Origin of the sequence: Pseudomonas beijingensis, assembly GCF_030687295.1 — a bacterium.
Lineage (GTDB): Bacteria > Pseudomonadota > Gammaproteobacteria > Pseudomonadales > Pseudomonadaceae > Aquipseudomonas > Aquipseudomonas beijingensis.
Genome location: NZ_CP117425.1, coordinates 3,422,289 through 3,444,557 on the forward strand (window position 1 = coordinate 3,422,289; position 22,269 = coordinate 3,444,557).

Annotated in this window: 14 protein-coding genes, 1 pseudogene and 2 riboswitches; of the genes and pseudogenes, 10 read left to right on the forward strand and 5 right to left on the reverse strand. The window is 62.5% G+C overall.

Annotated features, from left to right (window positions below):
• Nucleotides 1-71: 71 nt before the first annotated feature.
• Nucleotides 72-3,784 (reverse strand): annotated as a pseudogene (gene metH, locus PSH84_RS15575) (methionine synthase).
• Nucleotides 3,785-3,940: 156 nt separating this feature from the next.
• Between metH and PSH84_RS15580 the strand changes: the two are divergent.
• On the forward strand, nt 3,941-6,232 hold the full coding sequence (locus PSH84_RS15580) for a fatty acid cis/trans isomerase (protein ID WP_305481342.1): 2,292 nt from the start codon (nt 3,941-3,943) through the stop codon (nt 6,230-6,232).
• Between the two features lie 116 nt (nt 6,233-6,348).
• Nucleotides 6,349-6,933: a Fe-S biogenesis protein NfuA gene (gene nfuA / locus PSH84_RS15585; RefSeq protein WP_003182850.1), complete on the forward strand. Its 585-nt coding sequence runs from the start codon at nt 6,349-6,351 to the stop codon at nt 6,931-6,933.
• Between the two features lie 402 nt (nt 6,934-7,335).
• Here nfuA and cobM read toward each other — a convergent pair whose 3' ends face one another.
• The 4 genes from cobM to PSH84_RS15605 form a co-directional block, all read right to left on the reverse strand.
• Nucleotides 7,336-8,082 (reverse strand): precorrin-4 C(11)-methyltransferase, encoded by a 747-nt coding sequence (cobM, locus tag PSH84_RS15590; RefSeq protein ID WP_122568196.1) that lies wholly within the window; start codon nt 8,080-8,082, stop codon nt 7,336-7,338.
• A 77-nt stretch (nt 8,083-8,159) separates the two neighbouring features.
• Entirely contained in the window at nt 8,160-8,564 is a 405-nt protein-coding gene (locus PSH84_RS15595; protein WP_122568197.1) for a cobalamin biosynthesis protein, read from the reverse strand.
• A complete protein-coding gene (locus PSH84_RS15600) occupies nt 8,561-9,256 on the reverse strand; it encodes a CbtA family protein (protein WP_305481343.1) in 696 nt (231 codons plus the stop codon). The genes PSH84_RS15595 and PSH84_RS15600 overlap by 4 nt, the downstream gene beginning before the upstream one ends.
• An 11-nt stretch (nt 9,257-9,267) precedes the next feature.
• Nucleotides 9,268-9,456 carry a CbtB domain-containing protein gene (locus PSH84_RS15605; protein WP_014338677.1) on the reverse strand — a complete coding sequence of 63 codons (189 nt, stop codon included), beginning with the start codon at nt 9,454-9,456 and terminating at the stop codon, nt 9,268-9,270.
• A gap of 101 nt (nt 9,457-9,557) precedes the next feature.
• Nucleotides 9,558-9,780: riboswitch (cobalamin riboswitch) on the reverse strand.
• 284 nt (nt 9,781-10,064) lie between these two features.
• Here PSH84_RS15605 and PSH84_RS28785 point away from each other — a divergent pair.
• The 8 genes from PSH84_RS28785 (at nt 10,065) to PSH84_RS15640 (ending at nt 22,232) form a co-directional block, all read left to right on the forward strand.
• On the forward strand, nt 10,065-10,451 hold the full coding sequence (locus PSH84_RS28785) for a toxin-activating lysine-acyltransferase (RefSeq protein ID WP_500862547.1): 387 nt from the start codon (nt 10,065-10,067) through the stop codon (nt 10,449-10,451).
• Nucleotides 10,452-11,724: 1,273 nt separating this feature from the next.
• Nucleotides 11,725-11,939, forward strand: a riboswitch (cobalamin riboswitch).
• A gap of 98 nt (nt 11,940-12,037) precedes the next feature.
• The gene (gene cobW, locus PSH84_RS15610; RefSeq protein WP_305481344.1) at nt 12,038-13,102 is read left to right on the forward strand and encodes a cobalamin biosynthesis protein CobW; all 1,065 of its coding nucleotides are present in this window, start codon (nt 12,038-12,040) and stop codon (nt 13,100-13,102) included.
• Between the two features lie 3 nt (nt 13,103-13,105).
• Nucleotides 13,106-16,879 carry a cobaltochelatase subunit CobN gene (gene cobN / locus PSH84_RS15615; protein WP_305481346.1) on the forward strand — a complete coding sequence of 1,258 codons (3,774 nt, stop codon included), beginning with the start codon at nt 13,106-13,108 and terminating at the stop codon, nt 16,877-16,879.
• A 209-nt stretch (nt 16,880-17,088) separates the two neighbouring features.
• Nucleotides 17,089-18,093, forward strand: a complete 1,005-nt coding sequence (locus tag PSH84_RS15620) for a magnesium chelatase ATPase subunit I (RefSeq protein WP_305481347.1) — start codon at nt 17,089-17,091, stop codon at nt 18,091-18,093.
• Nucleotides 18,094-18,194: 101 nt separating this feature from the next.
• The gene (locus PSH84_RS15625; protein ID WP_305481349.1) at nt 18,195-18,752 is read left to right on the forward strand and encodes a vWA domain-containing protein; all 558 of its coding nucleotides are present in this window, start codon (nt 18,195-18,197) and stop codon (nt 18,750-18,752) included.
• A gap of 199 nt (nt 18,753-18,951) precedes the next feature.
• Complete coding sequence (locus tag PSH84_RS15630; RefSeq protein ID WP_305470503.1) at nt 18,952-20,598, forward strand: phospholipase D-like domain-containing protein; 1,647 nt, start codon at nt 18,952-18,954, stop codon at nt 20,596-20,598.
• Between the two features lie 55 nt (nt 20,599-20,653).
• Nucleotides 20,654-20,995 carry a YdcA family protein gene (locus PSH84_RS15635; RefSeq protein WP_305470504.1) on the forward strand — a complete coding sequence of 114 codons (342 nt, stop codon included), beginning with the start codon at nt 20,654-20,656 and terminating at the stop codon, nt 20,993-20,995.
• Between the two features lie 388 nt (nt 20,996-21,383).
• On the forward strand, nt 21,384-22,232 hold the full coding sequence (locus tag PSH84_RS15640; RefSeq protein ID WP_060738109.1) for a transporter substrate-binding protein: 849 nt from the start codon (nt 21,384-21,386) through the stop codon (nt 22,230-22,232).
• Nucleotides 22,233-22,269 lie beyond the last annotated feature (37 nt).

A 22,269-nucleotide genomic window follows, 5' to 3' on the forward strand; every position in this document is an offset into this window, starting at 1 on the left:
GTCAATCATTGCACTCCAGGATGCTCTCCACACAAGATTACGAATGAAGAGCATCCTCAATTGCCGCAGACTTAGTTGTCGTAACCCAAATTCGGCGCCAACCAGCGCTCCGTCACACTCAAGTCCTGACCTTTACGCGCGGTATAGCTCTGGACCTGGTCCTTGTCGATCTTGCCCACGGCGAAGTATTGCGCCTGGGGATGGGCAAAATACCAGCCGCTGACCGCTGCCGCCGGGAACATCGCGTAGTGTTCGGTGAGGAACACGCCGCTGCGCCCGGCCTTCAGTTCGCTGGCCTCGGGGTCGAGCAGGCGGAACAAGGTGGCTTTCTCGGTGTGGTCCGGGCAGGCCGGGTAGCCGGGGGCAGGGCGGATGCCGGTGTATTGCTCCTTGATCAGCGCCTCGTTGTCCAGGGTCTCGTCCTGGGCATAACCCCAATGTTCCTTGCGCACCTGCTGGTGCAGCCATTCGGCACAGGCCTCGGCCAGGCGGTCGGCCAGGGCCTTGACCATGATCGAGTTGTAGTCGTCGCCGGCCTCCTGGTAGGCCTTGGCGACTTCTTCGGCGCCGATGCCGGCGGTGGTAATGAAGCCGCCAACGTAGTCGGTCACGCCGCTGTCCTTTGGCGCGACGAAGTCGGCCAGGGAAAAGTTCGGCTTGCCGTCGGTCTTGATGATCTGCTGGCGCAGGTGATGCAGGCGCGCCAGTGGCTTGCCGTCGTCGCCGTAGACTTCCAGATCGTCGTCATGCACCTGGTTGGCCGGCCAGAAGCCGAACACGGCGCGGGCGCTGATGAGTTTCTCGTCGATCAGCTTGCGCAGCATTGCCCGGGCATCGGCGTACAGTGCGGTGGCCGCTTCGCCGACCACTTCGTCGGTGAGGATGCGCGGGTACTTGCCGGCCAGGTCCCAGGAGATGAAGAACGGGGTCCAGTCGATGTATTCGGCCAGGACGTTCAGGTCGATGTTGTCCAACACCTTGGCACCGGTGAAAGTCGGCTTGACCGGTTGGTAGCTGCTCCAGTCGAACTGTGGCTTCTTGGCCACGGCGGCGGGGTAGCTCAGGCGTTCGGTGCGGGCGCTACGGTTGGCCGTGCGTTCGCGTACGTCGATGTAGTCCTGGCGGGTTTTCTCGACGAACGCCGGCTTGAGCTCCTTGGACAACAACTGCGTCGCCACGCCCACGGCGCGGGAGGCGTCGGTGACGTAGATCACCGCGTCGTTGCTGTACTTGGGGCTCGATCTTCACCGCCGTGTGGGCCTTGGAGGTGGTGGCGCCACCGATCATCAACGGCAGATGGAAGTCCTGGCGCTGCATCTCCCGCGCCACATGCACCATCTCATCCAGGGACGGGGTGATCAGGCCGGACAGGCCGATGACGTCGCACTTCTGCTCCTTGGCCACCTGCAGGATTTTCTCCGCCGGCACCATCACGCCCAGGTCGACGATGTCATAGCCGTTGCAGCCGAGCACAACGCCGACGATGTTCTTGCCGATGTCATGGACGTCGCCTTTGACCGTGGCCATCAGGATCTTGCCCTTGGCCTCCGGCTTGTCGCCTTTTTCCGCCTCGATGAACGGGATCAGGTGGGCCACGGCCTGCTTCATCACACGGGCGGACTTGACCACTTGGGGCAGGAACATTTTGCCGGGCGCCAAACAGGTCGCCGACGATGTTCATGCCGGCCATCAGCGGGCCTTCGATGACCTCGATCGGCCGGGCGAACGACAGCCGCGATTCCTCGGTGTCTTCAACGATGTGGGTGGTGATGCCCTTGACCAGCGCGTGCTCCAGGCGCTTGTTCACCTCCCAGCCGCGCCATTCCTCGGTTTCGGCTTCCTTGACGCTGCCGTCGCCCTTGTACTTGTCGGCGATGGCGAGCAGGGCGTCGGTGCCTTCGGGGGTGCGGTTGAGGATCACGTCTTCCACGGCGTCGCGCAGTTCCACCGGGATCTGGTCGTAGATCTCCAGTTGGCCGGCGTTGACGATGCCCATGGTCAGGCCCGCGCGGATCGCATATAGCAGGAACACCGAGTGGATCGCCTCGCGCACCGGGTTGTTGCCGCGGAACGAGAACGACACGTTGGACACGCCGCCGGAGGTCAGCGCATACGGCAGTTCGTCGCGGATGTAGGCGCAGGCGTTGATGAAGTCCACGGCATAGTTGTTGTGCTCTTCGATACCGGTGGCGACGGCGAAGATGTTCGGGTCGAAGATGATGTCTTCCGGCGGGAAGCCGACTTCATTGACCAGGATGTCGTAGGAGCGCTTGCAGATTTCCTTCTTGCGCGCCTCGGTGTCGGCCTGGCCGGCTTCGTCGAACGCCATCACCACCACGGCGGCGCCGTAGCGCTTGCACAGCTTGGCGTGGTGGATGAACTGCTCCACGCCTTCCTTCATGCTGATGGAGTTGACGATGCCCTTGCCCTGGATGCACTTGAGGCCGGCTTCGATCACTTCCCATTTGGAGGAGTCGATCATGATCGGTACGCGGGAGATGTCCGGTTCGCCGGCGATCAGATTGAGGAAGGTCACCATGGCCTTCTTCGAATCGAGCATGCCCTCGTCCATGTTGATGTCGATCACCTGCGCGCCGGCCTCGACCTGTTGCAGGGCCACTTCCAACGCTTCGGTGTAGTTGTCCTCGCGGATCAGCCGGGCGAACTTGGCGGAACCGGTGATGTTGGTCCGCTCGCCAACGTTGACGAACAGCGAGCTGCGATCGATGGTAAACGGTTCCAGGCCGGACAGGCGGCAAGCCCGGGGAATGTCTGGAATCTGCCGCGGCGCATAGCCGGCCACAGCCTTGGCGATGGCTTCGATGTGCGCCGGGGTGGTGCCGCAGCAGCCGCCGACGATGTTCAGGAAGCCGCTCTGGGCAAACTCTTCGATGACCTTGGCCGTCTCGGCCGGCAGTTCGTCGTATTCGCCGAATTCGTTGGGCAGGCCGGCGTTGGGGTGGGCCGAGACGTGGGTGCTGGCCTTGTTCGACAGCTCTTCCAGGTAGGGGCGCAATTCGCTGGCGCCGAGGGCGCAGTTCAGGCCCACGGAGATCGGCTTGGCGTGGGCCACCGAGTTCCAGAAGGCTTCGGTGGTCTGGCCGGAGAGGGTGCGGCCGGAGGCGTCGGTGATGGTGCCGGAGATCATGATCGGCAGTTCGACGCCCAGTTCTTCATAGACCCCTTGCACGGCAAAAATCGCCGCCTTGGCGTTCAGGGTGTCGAAGATGGTCTCGATCAGGATCAGGTCGGCGCCGCCTTCGATCAGGCCTTTGGTGGCCTCGGTGTAGTTCTCCACCAGTTCGTCGAAGGTCACGTTGCGGTAGCCGGGGTTGTTCACGTCCGGCGACAGCGAGCAGGTGCGGCTGGTCGGGCCGAGCACGCCAGCGACGAAGCGCGGCTTGTCCGGGGTTTCCAGGGTCTTGGCGTCGGCTACCTGGCGGGCCAGGCGCGCGCCTTCCAGGTTCAGCTCGTAGGCCAGGCCCTGCATGCCGTAGTCGGCCTGGGACACCTGGGTGGCGTTGAAGGTGTTGGTTTCCAGAATGTCGGCGCCGGCATCCAGGTAGGCTTTTTCAATGGCACCGATCACGTCTGGACGGCTGAGCACCAGCAAGTCGTTGTTGCCTTTGACGTCGCTCGGCCAGTCGGCGAAACGCTTGCCGCGGTAGTCCTGTTCTTCCAGTTTGTAGCTCTGGATCATCGTGCCCATGCCGCCGTCGAGGATCAGGATGCGTTCCTTGAGGGCTTGCTGGAGAAGATAAAGGCGAGCGCTGCGATCGGACATAGGACTACCTGGAAAAAAAGACCATTACGAAGGCCGGGATAATAGCAAACCTGCGTAGGATTTGATCATGAGGGACTTTTGCATGAATATCGCTCATGTTTGCAAGGCGATGCTGGCCCGGTAGAATCGGCGGATTATCTCTTAGGGACCCGAGACATGCCGTACCGCGTCTTATTCGGCAGTCTGTTGCTGTCGTTGTCTTTTAGCGCAGCCGCCGGGAATCCCGCTCCCGCGATCTCCTACACCCGCGACATCCAGCCGATCTTCACGGAAAAATGCGTGGCCTGTCATGCCTGCTATGACTCCGCCTGCCAGTTGAACCTGGGCAGCGGCGAAGGTGCGGCACGGGGCGCGAGCAAGCTGTCGGTGTATGACGGCGAGAGGGGCCAGGCGGCCGATCCGACCCGCTTGTTCTATGACGCCTCTGGCCCGCATGCCTGGCAACGCAAGGGCTTCTATTCTGTGCTCGACGCCCAGGGCAGCCAGGCTGCGCTGATGGCGCGCATGCTGGAGTTGGGCCACCGCACGCCGCTGCAGCCCAACGCCAAGCTACCGGAAGACATCGTGCTCGGGCTCAACCGGGATAATAGCTGCCCGATGCCGGGGCAATTCGACGAATACGCAGGCAGCCATCCCAAGGAAGGCATGCCCCTGGCCGTCACCGGCCTGACCGACCAGCAATACCAGACCCTGCAGCGCTGGCTGGCCGCCGGCGCACCCATCGATCAGCAGGCCCTGGCCCCAAGTGCCGCCGAAGCCTTGCAAGTGGTGCAATGGGAAAACCTGCTCAACGCCCCCGGTGCCCGGGAAAGCCTGGTGGCTCGCTGGTTATTCGAACATTGGTTCCTGGCGCACATCTATTTCAAGGACGGCGAACCGGGGCATTTCTTCCAATGGGTGCGTTCGCGCACGCCCACGGGCCAGCCCATCGACCTGATCAACACCCGCCGCCCGAACGATGATCCCGGCACTCGCGTCTATTATCGGCTCTGGCCGGTGCAAGGGGTGATCGTGCACAAGACCCACATCACCTACGGCTTGAGCGCGGCGAAGATGGCGCGGATCAAGAGCCTGTTCTACAGCGGCAAGTGGCAGGTCGCCGCGTTGCCGGGATACGGTCCGGAGCGCCGGGCCAATCCGTTTTCCACCTTCGAAGCGATCCCGGCCCAGGCCCGCTACCAATTCATGCTCGATAACGCCGAATATTTCGTGCGCACCTTCATTCGCGGGCCGGTGTGCCGGGGCCAGATTGCTACCGACGTGATCCGCGACAATTTCTGGGCGCTGTTCCAGGACCCCGAACACGACCTGTACATCACCGACCCGAACTACCGCGGTCAGGCCACGCCGCTGCTGGCGATGCCGGGGCAGAACGATGACGTGGGCAGCGTCCTCAGCCTGTGGCTCGACTACCGCGACAAACGCAACGAGTACGAGGCCTTGCGCCGCGACAACTATGCCGAGCTGCCGGCGCCGAGCTGGTCGACGCTGTGGGCCGGCAACGACAACGCGCTGCTGAGCATTTTCCGGCATTTCGACAGTGCTTCGGTCACCAAGGGGCTGATCGGGGAGGTGCCGCAGACGATGTGGTTGTTCGACTTCCCGTTGCTGGAGCGGACCTACTATCAGTTGGCGGTGAATTTCGACGTGTTCGGCAACGTCTCCCATCAAGCCCAGACCCGGTTGTATTTCGATTTGATCCGCAACGGTGCGGAACAGAACTTCCTGCGCCTGATGCCGGCCGACTCCCGGGAAGGCTACCTTGACGATTGGTACCAGGCCGGCGGCAAATTCAAGATGTGGCTCGATTACGAGGCCATCGACGATGACAAGCCGACCGCCCTCAAGCTTGACGAACGCGACCCCAAGGGTGATTTCACCCAGCAATTGCTGGCCCGTTATGGCGAGTTGAACGCGCGCCCCGATCCGATCAACCGTTGCGACGGCGCCTATTGCTCGCGTCCGAACATCGACCCGACGCTGCAAAACGCCGAGCAGGCCCTCAGTCGGCTGGTGTCACGCCCGGCGGCGGGGCTCAAGGTGATCGACCAACTGCCGGAAGCGACCCTGTTGCGTATCGAAACCGCCAGCGGTCACCGAGAGATCTACAGCCTGCTGCGCAATCGTGCCCACAGCAACGTCGCGTTTCTGCTGGGTGAGGAGCGGCGCTACCAGCCGGGGCTGGACACGCTGACGGTCTACCCGGGCGTGCTCAGCAGCTATCCGAACTTCATGTTCAACATTCCGGCCGGGCAAGTGCCGGCATTCGTCGAAGCCATGCAAGGCGCCCAGGATGGGCCGGCGTTAGAGCGGATTGTCGAGCGCTGGGGGATTCGCCGCAGCCATCCGCAGTTCTGGTACTACTTCCATGACCTGAGCCAGTACATCCTGGAGACGGAGCCCGTGGAAAGCGGTGTGCTGGACATGAATCGCTACCAGAACCTTTGATCGGCCTGTCCGGCGGCAGACCCCCCTGCCGTCGGACGCTTTCCTGACAAAAATACTAGGACTTTGTCCGGCGCGATGATTGGCGTAAACTGCCGGCAAGCCTGCGAGGAGTTTCCATGACCGCCATTACCATTACCGATGCCGCCCACGATTACCTGGCCGACCTGCTGTCCAAGCAGAACACCCCGGGTATCGGGATCCGCATCTTCATTACCCAGCCCGGCACCCAGTACGCAGAGACGTGCATTGCCTACTGCAAGCCGGGGGAAGAAAAACCTGAAGACACTGCGTTGGGGCTCAAGAGCTTCACCGCGTACATCGACTCGTTCAGCGAAGCCTTCCTGGACGATGCGGTGGTCGACTACGCCACCGACCGCATGGGCGGCCAGCTGACCATCAAGGCGCCGAACGCCAAGGTGCCGATGGTCAATGCCGACAGCCCGGTCAACGAGCGCATCAATTACTACTTGCAAACCGAGATCAACCCGGGGCTCGCCAGCCACGGCGGCCAGGTTTCGCTGATCGACGTGGTGGAAGACGGCATCGCCGTGCTCCAGTTCGGCGGCGGCTGCCAGGGCTGCGGCCAGGCTGACGTGACCTTGAAGGAAGGCATCGAGCGCACCTTGCTCGAGCGCATTCCGGAGCTCAAGGGCGTGCGCGACGTGACCGACCATACGCAGAAAGAAAACGCTTACTACTGATAGGCGTGCGCTGCGAACAAGACACTGTGGCGAGTGCGCTCGCTGTTAGAGCGGGTGCAACGCTTCTGTGGCGAGTGCGCTCGCTGTTAGAGCGGGTGCAACGCTTCTGTGGCGAGGGAGCTTGCTCCCGCTCGATTGCGCAGCAATCGCCAGAGTAGTCTGATGCATTTCTCGTGATAGATGCAGGGATTGCCTGGGGACCGCTTCGCGGTCCAGCGGGAGCAAGCTCCCTCGCCACAAAAGCTTCAGTGATCGGCTCGTAATTGGTGGACACCCGCCGCCCCTGTGGGAGCGAGCTTGCTCGCGATAGCGGTGGGTCAGCCTGCGATGATGTTGAATGTGCCGCCGTCATCGCGAGCAAGCTCGCTCCCACAGGGGGATTCCGGTGGATTCTCTAGCGGGTCAAGGCCTGTAGAGATGCGCATGCCCGGCGCGGTACAGCGACGATTCGCTGAACACCTCATTACCCAGCACACGCCCCACCAGAATCAGCGCCGTACGGCGAAAACCCTTGGCCTGCACCTTCTCGGCGATATCAGCCAGCGTCCCCACCACCCAATCCTGATCCGGCCAGCTCGCCCGGTGAATCACCGCAATCGGGCAGTCGGCGCCGTAGTGGGGGAGCAGTTCATCGACGATTTTTTCCAGGTGATTGACCCCCAGGTGAATCGCCATGGTCGCCCCGTGCTGCGCCAAACTGCCCAGTTCTTCCCCAGCAGGCATCGGGGATTTGTCGGCGTAACGGGTGAGGATCAGGCTCTGGGAGATGTCCGGCAAGGTCAGTTCGGCGCCCAGCAGGGCTGCGCAGGCTGAGGTCGCAGTCACGCCCGGGATGATTTCGAAAGGGATGCCCAGCTCCCGCAGACAACGAATCTGCTCGCCGATGGCGCCGTACAGGCTCGGGTCGCCGGAGTGCACCCGGGCCACGTCCTGGCCCTTGAGGTGGGCGCTCCTGATCAATTCGATGATCTGTTCCAGATGCAGCTCGGCGCTGTTGATCACCTGTTCGGCACAGTGGCCTTCGAGAACGGCGGTCGGCACCAGCGAGCCGGCGTAGATGATCACCGCGCACTGGCGGATCAGTCGCTGGCCTTTGACCGTGATGAGGTCCGGGTCGCCGGGGCCGGCGCCGATGAAGTACACGGTCATGACCGGCTCCTGTGGAAGGTGGGTGAGTGGCGCCCAGATGAAGAACGCTCATGATCCTGGACGCCGATTATCGGGATTTACGCCACGACCGCCAATGCCAACGTGCTCATGGGGCCTCTCTGACGAGGAACCAGCAGCGTTGCTGGCGGCGTACCCAACTGGTCGGCCAAGGCCAGGGCAGCGCTTTCGGCGATGCCGTAGCAACCGGTTCGCTCGAAGGCGATCTCGGAGCGGTGACTGAGCCGTTGCTCGTAGCCCGACAACTGTTCGGCACTGAAGCAGGTCAGCGGCAGGGCTAGTTGCCCGGCCAGTTCCAGCAGTCCGGGCTCGTCACGTTTGAGGTCGATACTGGCCAAAGCCCGCACCTGGTGAAGCCCGATGCCGTGGGCCAGCAGCGTCTGTTCGAGCAGCGCTCGCAGCGTGCTGGCCGGGCAACCGCGTTGGCAGCCCAGGCCGATCACCAGGATCGGCTCGGTGCTCATGCGTCGTGGCGGGCCTGACCGTCACGGCGAAACAGCCAGGCGCTGATCAGGCCCAGGGCCAGCCAGAAGGCGACGTTGGTCACCTGCGAGGCGATCTTGAACTGGCTTTCCAGCGCCTCGGGCGCCAGCATCGAGTGGACTTCAGGTTGCGGTGCGCCGATGACGTGGGGCACCAGCAACGTCGCCACACCCAGCACCTTGAGCAGCCAATGCCGGCCGAAGGCGATCAAGGCAATGCCCACCGCTGTGGACGCCGCGGTGCCGATCCACCACATCTGCCGCTGGGCCAGGTCGGCCGCCGCGGTGCCAGGCAGTTCCGGCGGCAGACCAAGCGTCGGCGCCAGAACGAACGTGGCGTAACCGGCCAGGCCCCAAAGCAGGCCCTGGGCGGTGCGAGTCGGTGCGCGCAAGGTGTACAGGCCCGCCAGCATCAGGGCGAAACCCACCGCGACTACCAGGTTGCCGCCAGTGGTGGACAGCACGCGTTGCCAGCCGTCTTCCGGTTCCCAGGCTTCGGCGTCATGGCTGTGGGCGGCCCCGTCGGCGTGTTCATGGACCTCGGTCGCCGGGGCTTTCTCGAAGGTTTCCGCCTGGAGAATCAGCGGCGATACCCAGAAACTCTGCAGCAGGGTCAGCAGCAGGGCCGCCAGCAAGCCACTGAAACCGGCGGTCTGCGCGATACGCTTGATCATGTCGTCAGTTCTCAGTGGCACGGGAAGGCGGCGCTGTGGCGGGTATCGTGGGCGGCGTTGTGCACCGCTTCGATGTGGGAGAAACCGGCGAAATAGACCAGTCCCGCGCCCAGGATCGAAGCCAGGATCGCGGCGCTCAGGCGTTGGCTCAGGGTGGTGGTGCTGCTGGCGGTGCGGGCGGTGCTGCTGATGGTCGACATGGCGCTTCCCTCTGTTTTTGTTCCGTGGGGGATGCGAGCGCAATGAGACCCCGGGCGAAAGCCCGCCAAGGTTCGAACAGCGCCCGCCCACCGCGGGTTTGTTGATGCTTGAGTCATGGGCCGGTCTCCGGGCTCGCGAGGGGCCGGGCTTGTGCCTGGCCTGCAAGCGTCACCTTCCCATGTCCTTGGACACAGTGGTTCAGACGCTTCGCTCGCTTACCGTTGCGGGGGCAGCACCGGACTGACGTGGCTTTGAAGTAAAGCACACGATTCACCGGTTTCCCGTTTCACCCTGTGAAGGGCACCCGTAACTAGGCGCACAGGAGAGCATGGGCGGGGGGCGGGCGTCAATTGGCGAGGTGCCGCCTACCCCTACACATGTAGGGTATTCATCCAGCATTAAGTGATATTTAATTCACTTCAAGTCAAAGCGGTGATGTTAGTCAGGCGACTCAGTCATGACCCTGTTTTTAAAGGCATTTGAAATTAGTGAGCCGCAGTTAGGAGGTGTCTAGGTGAAGATGGAATTTGATCTGCGGACTGAATGCCGCTGTTCGATAACTGAAGAGAAGGCAATGTTTTTTGGGTTCGCAAGCATGGTCATGTTTATGTGTAGGCGGTATTCCACCTTTCGGATGCTGACATTGGATTTCTGGTTGTCGCCTGCAATTGATCATAGGCAGATAGTGTTTTTCTTTGATCGTGTTGGGCTGCCCAGGGGGTATGTGACTTGGGCGTACCTGGCGCCTGATTCCGAGGAGCGCTTGCTCACGGATCCAGAGTTTTTGCTTCACCCTTCGGAGTGGAACGAAGGGGGTAGAACTTGGATTATTGATTTTTGTTTTCCTGTCGGGGGTGCAAAAGAGGCTATAGGGAGGATGAAGGAGATTTTCCGAGGGGAGGGTGTTGATAGGGTTTACTGGGCTCGCAAACGTCCCTGTGCCGCACGTTGCGGACGTTTAAAGAACTGTTCGATGAAACTGCGGGACTTTTAGATTTTCAAGGGGCAATTAAGGTTGTTTAGTTGGTGTTTTTTAAAGATTTGCTGGCGGTGGCGGTAAGCTAATTTACTGGAACCGCTTTATTGACCGAAAGGAGATATGGAAATGCGTGATTTGACGTTGGCTGAAATCGAGATGATCAGTGGGGCTGTAGGTCCATTGGGGGCAGTCGCTGGCGCTGCAGCAGCGGGGGCGGGGTATGTTGGAGCCCAGGCAGGAAGCGGTTCGCCGGCCACGTGGACAGGAGCGGGGGCGGCCATGGTGGGTGGCGCGGTAACTGGATTTTTTACGCCCGCTACCACCGCACAAGCAGCCGGGGCAGCGATGATAGGTTTTTATGGGGGGTTGGCGGGAGGGTACGTAAGTAGGGGGCTCGGAAATACTGGTGCCTAGTTTCTTAGCTTGAATTCGCAGATGGAAGTCCAAGATTGCACTGCGTGGCTGCGTGGCTGAATGCGGGGTGGGCTTCTATCGCGAACGTTGGCTTGTAACGGATGACTGCAAGATCGTGGTTGGGTTTTTTTAGTTTGGTGATGTTCAGGTTTGTTTGCGTTGGTGTGAATGTTTTTTTGTAAATTGGTATGGGTGTCAGTTAATTATTGAGGAGGTGGGGTGGGCGCGTTTTTTTGGAGTGAGCTCTGTATGGTGTTGGGTACGGGTGGAATATGGGGAGGGGTGGCGCTTCTTGTGATGATGGGTATCTGTTTGTTGATAAAAAAAATTGCTGGGTTTGAATTTTCTCAGCCAGTTAAGTATCTGGCTTTCATGGGAGGGAGCTTCATCATAGTGCGCATATGTTCAGAGAGTATGCCTATCCGTTTGTGTGGCTGAATGGCTGGTGATGTTTAATGCCATAGATGTTTTCGCCATTTCTATACAAGGGCCATTCCTGATTCGACGGAGGTACTATGGCGGCATTTTCTTGGAGTGAACTTTGTGTAGGGTTCATGGACGTTCTGTTGGGGCTTGTCGTTATTTTCCTAATGATGACTATTCTTTTATTGTTAAAACGACTGAGTGGCTTTGAGTTGCCTCCACCAGTCAGATTGGCAGTACTTGTAATTTTTGCCGTTTTCTTGATGCAAGTCTGCTCGGAAGATGTATCTGTCCCCATGTGCGGTTTACAAAAAACTACCGGCGAGGTTGGGGTGTCAGTCGGAAGGTATTCGCAGGAGCATCGAGTCACCCCCATCGCGAGCCTGCTCGCGATGATGGCAGCCCATGCACCGCAGAACGCTCTGGAGATTGACCCGCCCCCACACCCTGCGTAGCCTTGCGCCTTCGAGGTTCTTCGGCATGCGCCGAAGCTAAGAAGGGAACGCGGTCCAAGCCGCGGCTGCCCCCGCAACTGTGAACGGTGAGGTTTCTGCAAGGCCACTGTGCATGCCCTTTTACCCAAGGCGCACGGGAAGGCGCAGCAATTGCCAGTCGAGAGACTGGCCCGCCGTCAGCCAGGAGACCTGCCTCGAGACAGATTCTCACTACAACCGGGCGGGGTGATCCGGTGGCGAAATCTTCCGCTCGCGCTTGTGCCAGCGGTTGTCGTCCCGTTTGCCCGCCACCTTGCCAAAGGGCATCCGATGAAAACACTGGCCAAACTCTCCGTCACCATCGTCACCGGCTTCCTCGGCTCGGGTAAGACCACCTTGCTGCGGCACATGCTCGACAACGCCCAGGGCCGGCGTATCGCCGTGATCGTCAACGAGTTCGGCGAGCTGGGCATCGACGGCGAGATCCTCAAGCAGTGTTCCATCGGTTGCACCGAAGAAGAAGCCAACGGCCGCGTCTATGAGCTGGCCAACGGTTGCCTGTGCTGCACGGTGCAGGAAGAGTTCTTCCCGGTGATGCGTGAACTGGTGGCCCGGCGTGGTGACCTCGACCACATCCTCATCGAAACTTCTGGCCTGGCCCTGCCCAAGCCGCTGGTCCAGGCCTTCCAATGGCCGGAAATCCGCAGCGCCTGCACCGTCGATGCGGTGATCACCGTGGTCGACAGCCCGGCCGTGGCCGCCGGTACCTTCGCCGCCTTCCCCGACCAGGTCGATGCCCAGCGCAAACTCGATCCGAACCTGGATCACGAATCGCCGCTGCACGAACTGTTCGCCGACCAACTGGCAAGCGCCGACCTGGTGATCCTCAACAAGGCCGATCTGATCAGCCCTGAAGACCTGGCCAAGGTGCGCCTGGAGGTCGCCGAAGAACTGCCACCGGCGGTCAAGGTCATCGAAGCCAGCAGCGGTCGCCTGCCGCTGGACGTGTTGATCGGCCTGGGGGCCGGTTCCGAAGAACACATCGACGGCCGCCACAGTCATCACGACCATCACCACGATGGCGACGATGACGACCACGATCATGACGCCTTCGATTCCATTTCCATCGAACTGCCCCAGGCCGACGAAAGCCTGTTGCTGGACGCGCTGACGCAACTGGTGGTCCAGCACGGCGTGCTGCGGGTCAAGGGTTTCGCGGCAATTCCGAACAAGCCGATGCGCCTGCTGATCCAAGGCGTTGGCACGCGTTTCGACAAACATTTCGACCGCCAGTGGGGCGCCGACGAAGTGCGGGTCACCCGTCTGGTGCTGATCGGCCAGGCGCTGGATGCCGCATTGCTCGAAGCGCAGTTGCGCGCCGCTCTCAGCGCCTAAGCCATGCACCTGCTCAGGACCCAGCCCGGCGGTTTTGTATCGGACGACAACATTGCCGACCTGGGGCAAACCCCCGCCGAACTGGTGATCCTGTGCAGCGGCGACTCCAGCCTGGCGCTGCTGGCCGAAGCGGCGCGGCAGTTGCCGGACGACTACCCGCAGTTTCGCCTCGCCAACCCGATGCAGGTGCAGAACCACGCCTCGGTGGATCTGTACTTCGAGGACGTGCTACGTCATGCCAAGGTCATCCTGCTGTCGCTGCACGGCGGCATCGGCTATTGGCGCTACGGCATCGAGCGTCTGATGGAATTGGCCGGGCGCGGGGTGAAGTTGATCCTGGTGCCGGGGGATGATCGTCCCGACCCGGAACTCAGTGACCTGAGCAACGTACCCATTGAGGACCGCGACCGGCTCTGGCAGTTCTTGCGCCAGGGCGGCCTGGGCAATGCCCTGGACTTGTTTCACAACCTCGGCAGTCAATGGTTCGGCCGCGACTACCCGTGGGCCGAGCCGCAGGCCCTGCCGCGCACGGCGATCTATCATCCCGCAAACACCAACGCCAGCCTCGGCGATTGGCAGGCCGACTGGCAGGTCGATCAACCGGTGGCGGTGGTGCTGTTCTATCGCTCCCACCTGCAAGCGGCGAACACCGCGTTCATCGACGTGTTCTGCCAGCGCCTGCAAGCGGCAGGGCTCAATCCGCTGCCGATTGCCGTGGCCAGCCTCAAGGAACCGGCTTGCCTGGCGCTGGTAGAGGACTGGCTGGACGAAGTGGAAGCAGGGGTGATCCTCAACACCACCGGCTTCGCTCAATCCAGCCCCGAAGCCCCGCACTTGCGGCCGTTTCGCCGCAACATTCCGGTGATCCAGGCCATTTGCGCCCAGGACAACGAACCCGGCTGGCGTGCCAGCGAACAGGGCTTGGGACCACGGGACCTGGCGATGCACATTGCCTTGCCGGAGCTGGATGGCCGAATCATCAGCCGCCCGATCAGCTTCAAGGACCTGGCCTGGCGCAGCGAGCGCAGCCAGAGCGACGTGGTCTGCTACCGCGCTGTGCCCGAACGCATGGATTTTGTCGCCGAACTGGCTCAGCGCTGGACCACCCTGGCGCGCCTGCCCAACGCAGAAAAGCGCGTGGCGCTGATCCTCGCCAACTACCCGACTCGGGATGGACGTATCGGTAACGGGGTCGGCCTGGATACCCCGGCGGCGGCGCTGAATATCCTGCGCGCCATGCAAACCGAAGGTTATCCGCTGCCGGCCGAATTGCCTGAGAGCGGCACTGCGCTGATCCAGCAATTGCTCGGTGGCGTCAGCAACGACCTGGATAGCCTCGACGCGCGTCCGTGTCACCAGAGCCTGGCCCTGGATGCCTACCAGGTCATGTTCGACGCGCTGCCCGAGGCCAATCGCCAAGCGGTGCTGGAACGCTGGGGTGCGCCGGACAAAGACCCGATGTACCGCGACGGCCGCCTGATGATCGCCGGCCTGCGCCTGGGCCTGACCTTCGTCGGCATCCAGCCGGCGCGGGGGTATCAGGTCGACCCGAGCGCGGTGTACCACGACCCGGACCTGGTGCCGCCCCACGGTTACCTGGCGTTTTATTTCTGGTTGCGCCACACCTACGGCGTCCACGGGGTGATCCACGTCGGCAAGCACGGCAACCTCGAATGGCTGCCGGGCAAAGGTGTCGGGCTCTCGGAGAACTGCTGGCCGGACGTGCTGCTGGGGCCACTGCCGAACATCTATCCGTTCATCGTCAACGACCCGGGCGAGGGTGCCCAGGCCAAGCGTCGCACCCAGGCGGTGATCATCGACCACTTGATGCCGCCGCTGACCCGGGCCGAAACCTATGGACCGCTGCGCAACCTCGAGCTGTTGGCGGACGAGTACTACGAGGCGCAGTTGCTCGATCCGCGCCGCGCCCGGGAGCTGCAACGGGACATCCTCAACCTGGTGCGCGAGACCCACATCGACCGCGAGTTGCAACTGGATGCCGGCCTCGACAGCGATGCTGACGCAGCAATCTGGCTGCCGCGCCTGGACACATATTTGTGTGATCTGAAGGAGTCGCAGATCCGTGACGGCCTGCACATTTTTGGTGAATCGCCTAGCGGGCGGCTGCGCATCGACACCTTGCTGGCGTTGCTGCGCATTCCCCGGGGTGACGGCAAAGGCGCGCAGTCGAGCTTGTTGCCGGCGCTGGCCAAGGCGTTCGGGCTGGGTTTCGATCCGCTGGATTGTGCCTTGGCCGAGCCCTGGGCCGGCGATCGTCCCGAAGCGTTGCGCCGGGTCAGCGCCGAGCCTTGGCGCACCGCTGGCGATACCCGTGAGCGCTTGGAGCTGTTCGCTGCCCAGTTGATCGAGCAGGCGTTGGACGGCACGGTCGAGCAGCTCGACGCGCCGGGTTGGGAAGGGGTGGGCAGCATCATTGAAAACCTGCGATCCGTCGTCGCTCCGCGCCTGGACGCCTGCGGCCCGGCGGAAATGCGCGGTTTGCTCGATGCTTTGAGCGGGCGCTTCGTGCCGGCCGGCCCCAGCGGCGCGCCGAGCCGTGGGCGCCTGGACGTATTGCCGACCGGGCGCAACTTCTTCTCGGTGGACGTACGCAACCTACCCACCACCACGGCGTGGCGCATCGGTTTCCAGTCGGCCAACTTGATCCTTGAGCGGCACTTGCAGGACCACGGCGATCACCTGCGCCAGCTCGGCCTGTCGGTGTGGGGCACCGCCACCATGCGCACCGGCGGCGACGACATCGCCCAGGCCATGGCGTTGATGGGTGTGCGTCCGGTGTGGGCCACCGGCAGCCAGCGGGTCGATGACTTCGAGATCCTGCCGCTGAGCCTCCTGGACCGGCCTCGGGTCGATGTCACCTTGCGCGTGTCCGGGTTCTTCCGGGATGCCTTTGCCAACCTGATCCGCTTGTTCGATGCCGCCGTGCAGGCCGTCGCCGCCCTCGATGAACCGGACGATATGAATCCGTTGGCAGCCAAGGTGCGCAGTGAGCGCGAAGCCTTGCTAGTCTCGGGTCTTGAGCCAGATGCCGCGGCACGCCAGGCCGGCTGGCGGATTTTCGGTGCCAAGCCCGGGGCCTATGGCGCGGGCGTGCAGGGCGCGATCGACGGTCGCTTGTGGCAGAGCCGCGAGGATCTGGCCGAGGTGTACCTGAACTGGGGTGGCTACGCCTACGGTGCCAGCGATGAAGGCACCGCCGCCCGCGATCAGTTCTCCCGGCGCTTGAGCCAGGTGCAGGCGGTGCTACAGAACCAGGACAACCGCGAGCACGACCTGCTCGATTCCAACGACTATTACCAGTTCCAGGGCGGCATGCTGGCAGCGGTCGAAACCCTCGGTGGCGCCGCGGCGGCCAGTTACCATGGCGATCACAGCCAGCCGGACTTGCCCAGGATCCGCACCCTGAAGGAAGAGCTCAACCGCGTCATCCGCTCCCGCGCGGCGAATCCGAAGTGGATCGACGGCGTGAAGCGGCACGGCTATAAAGGCGCGTTCGAGCTGGCGGCGACGGTGGACAACCTGTTTGCCTTCGACGCCACCACCCGGTTGATCGACGACCACCAGTACGCGTTGCTGGCCGATGCCTACCTGCTCGACCCAGACACCCGGGACTTCGTCCGCCAGCACAACCCCGACGCCTTGCGAGACATGACCGAGCGCATGCTCGAAGCGCAGCAGCGGGGGATGTGGCAGGCACCGGGGGAGTATCGCGAGGCGTTGGAGAATTTGTTGTTGGACATAGAAGAAGATGGCTGACGTGCCTACTCAACAGGCGAGACACAACCCCTGTGATGGGTTGACCTGTGGCAAAGGGATTTATCTCCACCCTGTGGGAGCAAGGCTTGCCCGCGATGGTCGCGCCGCGGTTTAGCAGCTAAACCGCGTTTTCGTTCATCGCGGGCAAGCCTTGCTCCCACAAGTACTCTGTTCGCATTGACGTTACCGACCACTCTTGAGAATTAGATATGACCCACACCCCCCATTTCCCGCTCTCCGCCGTGGTCGGTGCCGATGACCTGAAACTGGCCCTGTGTCTGGCCGCGATCGACCCGAAAATCGGCGGCGTGCTGATCGAAGGCCCGCGGGGCATAGCCAAGTCCACGTTGGCTCGGGGCTTGGCGGATCTGCTGGCCAGCGGTCAGTTCGTCACCTTGCCCCTCGGTGCCACCGAAGAGCGGCTGGTGGGCACCCTGGACCTGGACGCGGCGCTGGGGGAAGGGCGCGCGCAATTTTCTCCCGGCGTGCTGGCCAAGGCCGACGGTGGCGTACTTTACGTCGATGAAGTGAACCTGCTACCCGATCACCTGGTGGATCTGCTGCTCGATGTGGCCGCCAGTGGTACCAACCTGATCGAGCGCGACGGCATTTCCCATCGGCATCCGGCGCGCTTTGTGCTGATCGGCACCATGAACCCGGAAGAGGGCGAGCTGCGTCCGCAGTTGCTCGACCGTTTTGGCCTGAACGTCGCCCTTGACGGTCACACCGCACCGGCTGAACGCGGCCAGATCATCCGGCGGCGGTTGGATTTCGACAGCGATCCGCTGGCGTTCTGCGGGCAGTGGGAGATGGCCCAACAGCAGCTGCGCGAACGTTGCCAGCAGGCGCGCGACCGCTTGGCCGGGATCGCCCTGGATGACGGGGCATTGGCGCAGATTACCGAGCGTTGTTTTGCCGCCGGGGTCGATGGCTTGCGCGCCGACCTGGTCTGGCTGCGGGCGGCCCGGGCCCATGCGGCCTGGCGCGGTGCCGACGCGATTGCCGATGAAGACATCGAGGCAGTCGGCGAATTTGCCTTGCGTCACCGGCGGCGGGGGCATTCGGCACCGGCACCGTCCCAGGCGCCGACGGGAGCGGGGGCGGAAAAAACCGCTGAACCCAATGAAGGCCAGGGCCAGTGGGGCGACCTGCCGGCCCGGACGTTGCCAACCGGGGCTCGGCGTGACGTGCCGATCTGGCCAAAAAAGCGCTAGGCATTCGCCCCCGCTCGCCAGCGGGGGCGAATGCCAGACCCCGTGCCGGGCGACTCGACCAGGGCCGCCAGGGCCGGAGCAAAGCGGCGGCCAGCGGTGCGGTGAACTGGCCGGGGACGTTGCTCAATGGCCGGCCACGCCGCCATGAAGACGTGCGCTGGCACGCTCGCCATCGCTCGCCCCATGAGCTGTGGCTGGTCATCGTCGATGCGTCGGCCTCGACCCGTCGTCATCGCGCCTTGAGTGACGGCAAAGGCCTGTTGGCGCAACTGTTCGACGACGCCTACCGACAGCGCGCCCGCCTGGCGCTGTTGACGGCCAGCGGCATGCAGCCGAACTGGCAGGTACAAGGGCTCAAGGCCTCGGCCGGTCTGCGCGACTGGCTTGATGGCTTGGGCGCCGGTGGCGGAACGCCGTTGCTGGCGGCGCTGAACGAGGCCGGGCGCTGGCTGGTGGCGCGGCGCAAGCGCTACCCGGCGGAGCAGCAACGGGTCTTGGTGATGACCGACGGACGCGTCAAGCAGGGGCTTTCACCGTCGCTTCTCGATTGCCCATGCCTGTTGATCGACATCGAAAGAGGCCCGATTCGCCTGGGCCGGGCCCGGCAGTTGGCGGGGCGGTTGGGGGCTGAGTATCGGCATATCGATGAGGCTGATTGAAAGGTGCTGGGACTGTCAGGGCCCTATCGCGAGCAAGCTCGCTCCCACATGGGTTTCGTTGTGAATACATAACCGATGGACACCCGGCCCCCTGTGGGAGCGAGCTTGCTCGCGATGGTATCCCCTCGATTCCAATGAACTGCCCATTTGACCCGCATCACTGCACTATGCTCAGGCAGCCCCCTCACAGGAGTGAACCATGCGCGTACTCGTCACCAACGCCCAGGACGATTTTCGGGTCAAGGCCTATGCCGGCACCAATGGCGTGCTGCTCGCCATGGACCTGGCTGAATCCCGGCGCAAGGGCTTGCTGGGCTTTGCCATCGAGAAGCAGCAGGGCGACAAGCCCTGGTTGTTCTTGTTCAACAGCCTGACCTTCCCCGACAAGGCCCACACCTTTCCCCAGTTCCACGCCACCCCCAGCGACAAGGCGCCCTTGCAGAAATTTCGCTGGGCCGACTACGCCGTCAACCCCGGCGTGACGATCCACTACCGCGTGCACCTGGCCTATGGCAGCTCCGATGCACCGCAGTTGGGCGAGTCACTGGCCGTCACCGTCACCAGCGACGACGGCCAGCCGGCCAACCAGGGCGTTATCTTCAACCGTGCCGTAGCCGCCAGCCAGGCGTTCCAGCGCAAGTTTCCCGAAGTGGACGCGCTGATCGATGCCAACAAGCACCTGTCCATCGATGACTGGCCCGACGCACCGCGTCGCTGGTTGGAAAACGGCTTGCTGGGTCGCTTGACCGGTTTCATCGACCGGGCGCTGGATGCCAGCTGGGCCTTGGACGTCGCCATCTATGAATACGAGCTGCCGGTGATCGTCGACGCAGTGACTGCTGCTCACGCTCGTGGCGCCCAGGTGCGGGTGCTGTATCACGCCGAGCCGGGAGACGACACCACGGCGCGCAACGAGGCCAGTCTCGAGCACATGCCGGCGGCCAACAAACGTGGACGGGTCACCCACAACATTTTCCACAACAAATTCATTGTGCTGAGCAAGGTGGAGGCCGGCGGCTCATTGCAACCTGAAGCCGTGCTGTGCGGCAGCACCAACTTCACCGCCAACGGTATCTACCGCCAGGCCAACGTCGTGCATGTGTTGGACGACCCTCGGGTTAGCCACTGCTATCTTCAGGTATTCGAGCAAATCTGGGCAACGCCCCGAGACGTCGATGCCACTCGCCAGTGGCTGACGCTGAACAATGCCATGGCGCCGCAAGAGGCGTTATTCGCCGGATTCTCGCCGCGCACCGGGGAGGGCGACCTGGACCGCTTCGTCGACATCATCAAGGGGGCGCGCAAGGACCTGTTGTTCGTCACCGCTTTTGTGTTGCCCGAGCGCATTCTCGACGCCTTGCTCGGCGCACCCAATGACGACGTGTTGCGCTACGGCCTGCAAAACACCAAGAGCCGCATCACCGGCTTTCACGCCGACCGCACCGCTGAATTCGCCGCCACCGCATTGCTCAACACCGGCCTGGAAGGCTGGCTACGGGAAAACATGAAAGGCCAGAAGGGCAACCTGCTGGTGCACACCAAAGCCATCGTCACCGACTTCACCAGCGACACGCCGACCATCCTCAGCGGCAGCCATAACCTGAGCGCCGCGGCCAGCAGCGGCAACGACGAGAACTACCTGATCATCCAGGGCGACACCGACCTGGCCGACCGCTACGGGTTGGAACTGCTGCGTTTCTATGAGCATTACCGCTTTCGCTACTTCGCGAAAAAACTCGCCCTCAAGCAGGTCAAGCCGCTGGCGGTGGATGACAGTTGGAGCGATGACTATTACCGCGAGGGGGATCTGCGGATGTTGTCCCGGGTGAGGTTTTGCGGGCGTTAGGCGCGGTGGCTGATGCGGTGCTAGCATAGGGCCATCTATCAGCCTGGAAGCTGCCATGAAGCACTGTCACGGACCGTCCACCTTACTTCGCGCCTGTGTCGCGATCCTGTTGTTGACCCTGGGCACTTCAGCCCTTGCCGCCAATCAACCGTGTTCCGGGCGCAAGGGCGGGATTGCCGGGTGTGACGGGGATACCTTCCTGTGCAATGACGGCTCCATCAGTGCTTCGAAAAAGTCCTGTTCCGCTGTGCTGGGGCTTCGGAACGAGGCCCGGCCGCAGTCGTTGCTCAAGTCCGCCGACGGTTGCCAATGCGGCAGTGGCAATTATTGCGTCGGCCCCAGGGGTGGGGTCTATTGCCTCACGCCTGGCGGCAGCAAGAGCTACAAGCGCAAGTAGGCCAGGCACACCACCGAACAATTGTGGGAGCGAGCTTGCTCGCGATAGCGACAGGTCGGTCGGCTTCATCGCTGACTGATTCACCGCCATCGCGAGCAAGCTCGCTCCCACAAGGTATCCATTTACCATTCCTAAGTGGCTCCGTTTCGGTGCGCCGAGTACCCGGTTTGGGGCCTTGTTACCCGTGCGTCGTGGCCAACGGTAGCAACAGCATTTGCACACGGACGCCGCCGTCCGCAGGTCTGTTTTCCCCATCCCCCTGATTTCCCTCACTTTCCATTTTCCTCACCCATGGCCCTCAAGCCTGTGGCACACTTTCTGCTGTCTATTCCGTTGTTACATACCATATTCCGGTATAGCGGAATAAACTCACTCTGGAGTGCTTGCCATGCAACGCCGACCTTCCTTGTTCAAAGCGTGTGTTTTTCTCTTTGCGGCCACGACGGCTGCCATGGGGGTCGCTCAGGCGGCCGACAGCAAGCTGGACAGCGTGCTGCAACGGGGGAAATTGATCGTGGGCACGGGCAGTACCAATGCGCCGTGGCACTTCCAGGGAGCGGATGGCAAGTTGCAGGGCTTCGATATCGATATCGCGCGTATGGTCGCCAAGGGCCTGTTCAATGACCCGGAGAAAGTCGAGTTCGTGGTGCAGTCGTCCGATGCACGGATTCCCAACCTGTTGACCGACAAGGTCGACATGAGCTGCCAATTCATCACCGTCACCGCCAGTCGCGCCCAGCAAGTGGCGTTCACCCTGCCGTACTACCGCGAAGGCGTGGGCCTGCTGCTGCCGGCCAACAGCAAGTACAAGGAAATCGAAGACCTCAAGGCGGCGGGCGATGACGTCACCGTGGCGGTGCTGCAGAACGTCTACGCCGAAGAATTGGTGCACCAGGCGTTGCCCAAGGCCAAGGTCGACCAGTACGACAGCGTCGACCTGATGTACCAGGCGGTGAACTCCGGCCGTGCCGATGCCGCCGCCACCGACCAGTCCTCGGTCAAATACCTGATGGTGCAGAACCCTGGGCGCTACCGCAGCCCGGCCTACGCGTGGAGCCCGCAAACCTACGCCTGTGCGGTCAAGCGCGGCGACCAGGACTGGCTGAACTTCGTCAACACCACCTTGCATGAAGCCATGACCGGCGTGGAATTCCCCACCTACGCGGCGTCCTTCAAGCAGTGGTTCGGCGTCGAGCTGCCGTCGCCGGCGATCGGTTTCCCCGTTGAATTCAAATGACCCTGTGAGCCCGGGGCGCCTCTTGCGGGCGCTCCGT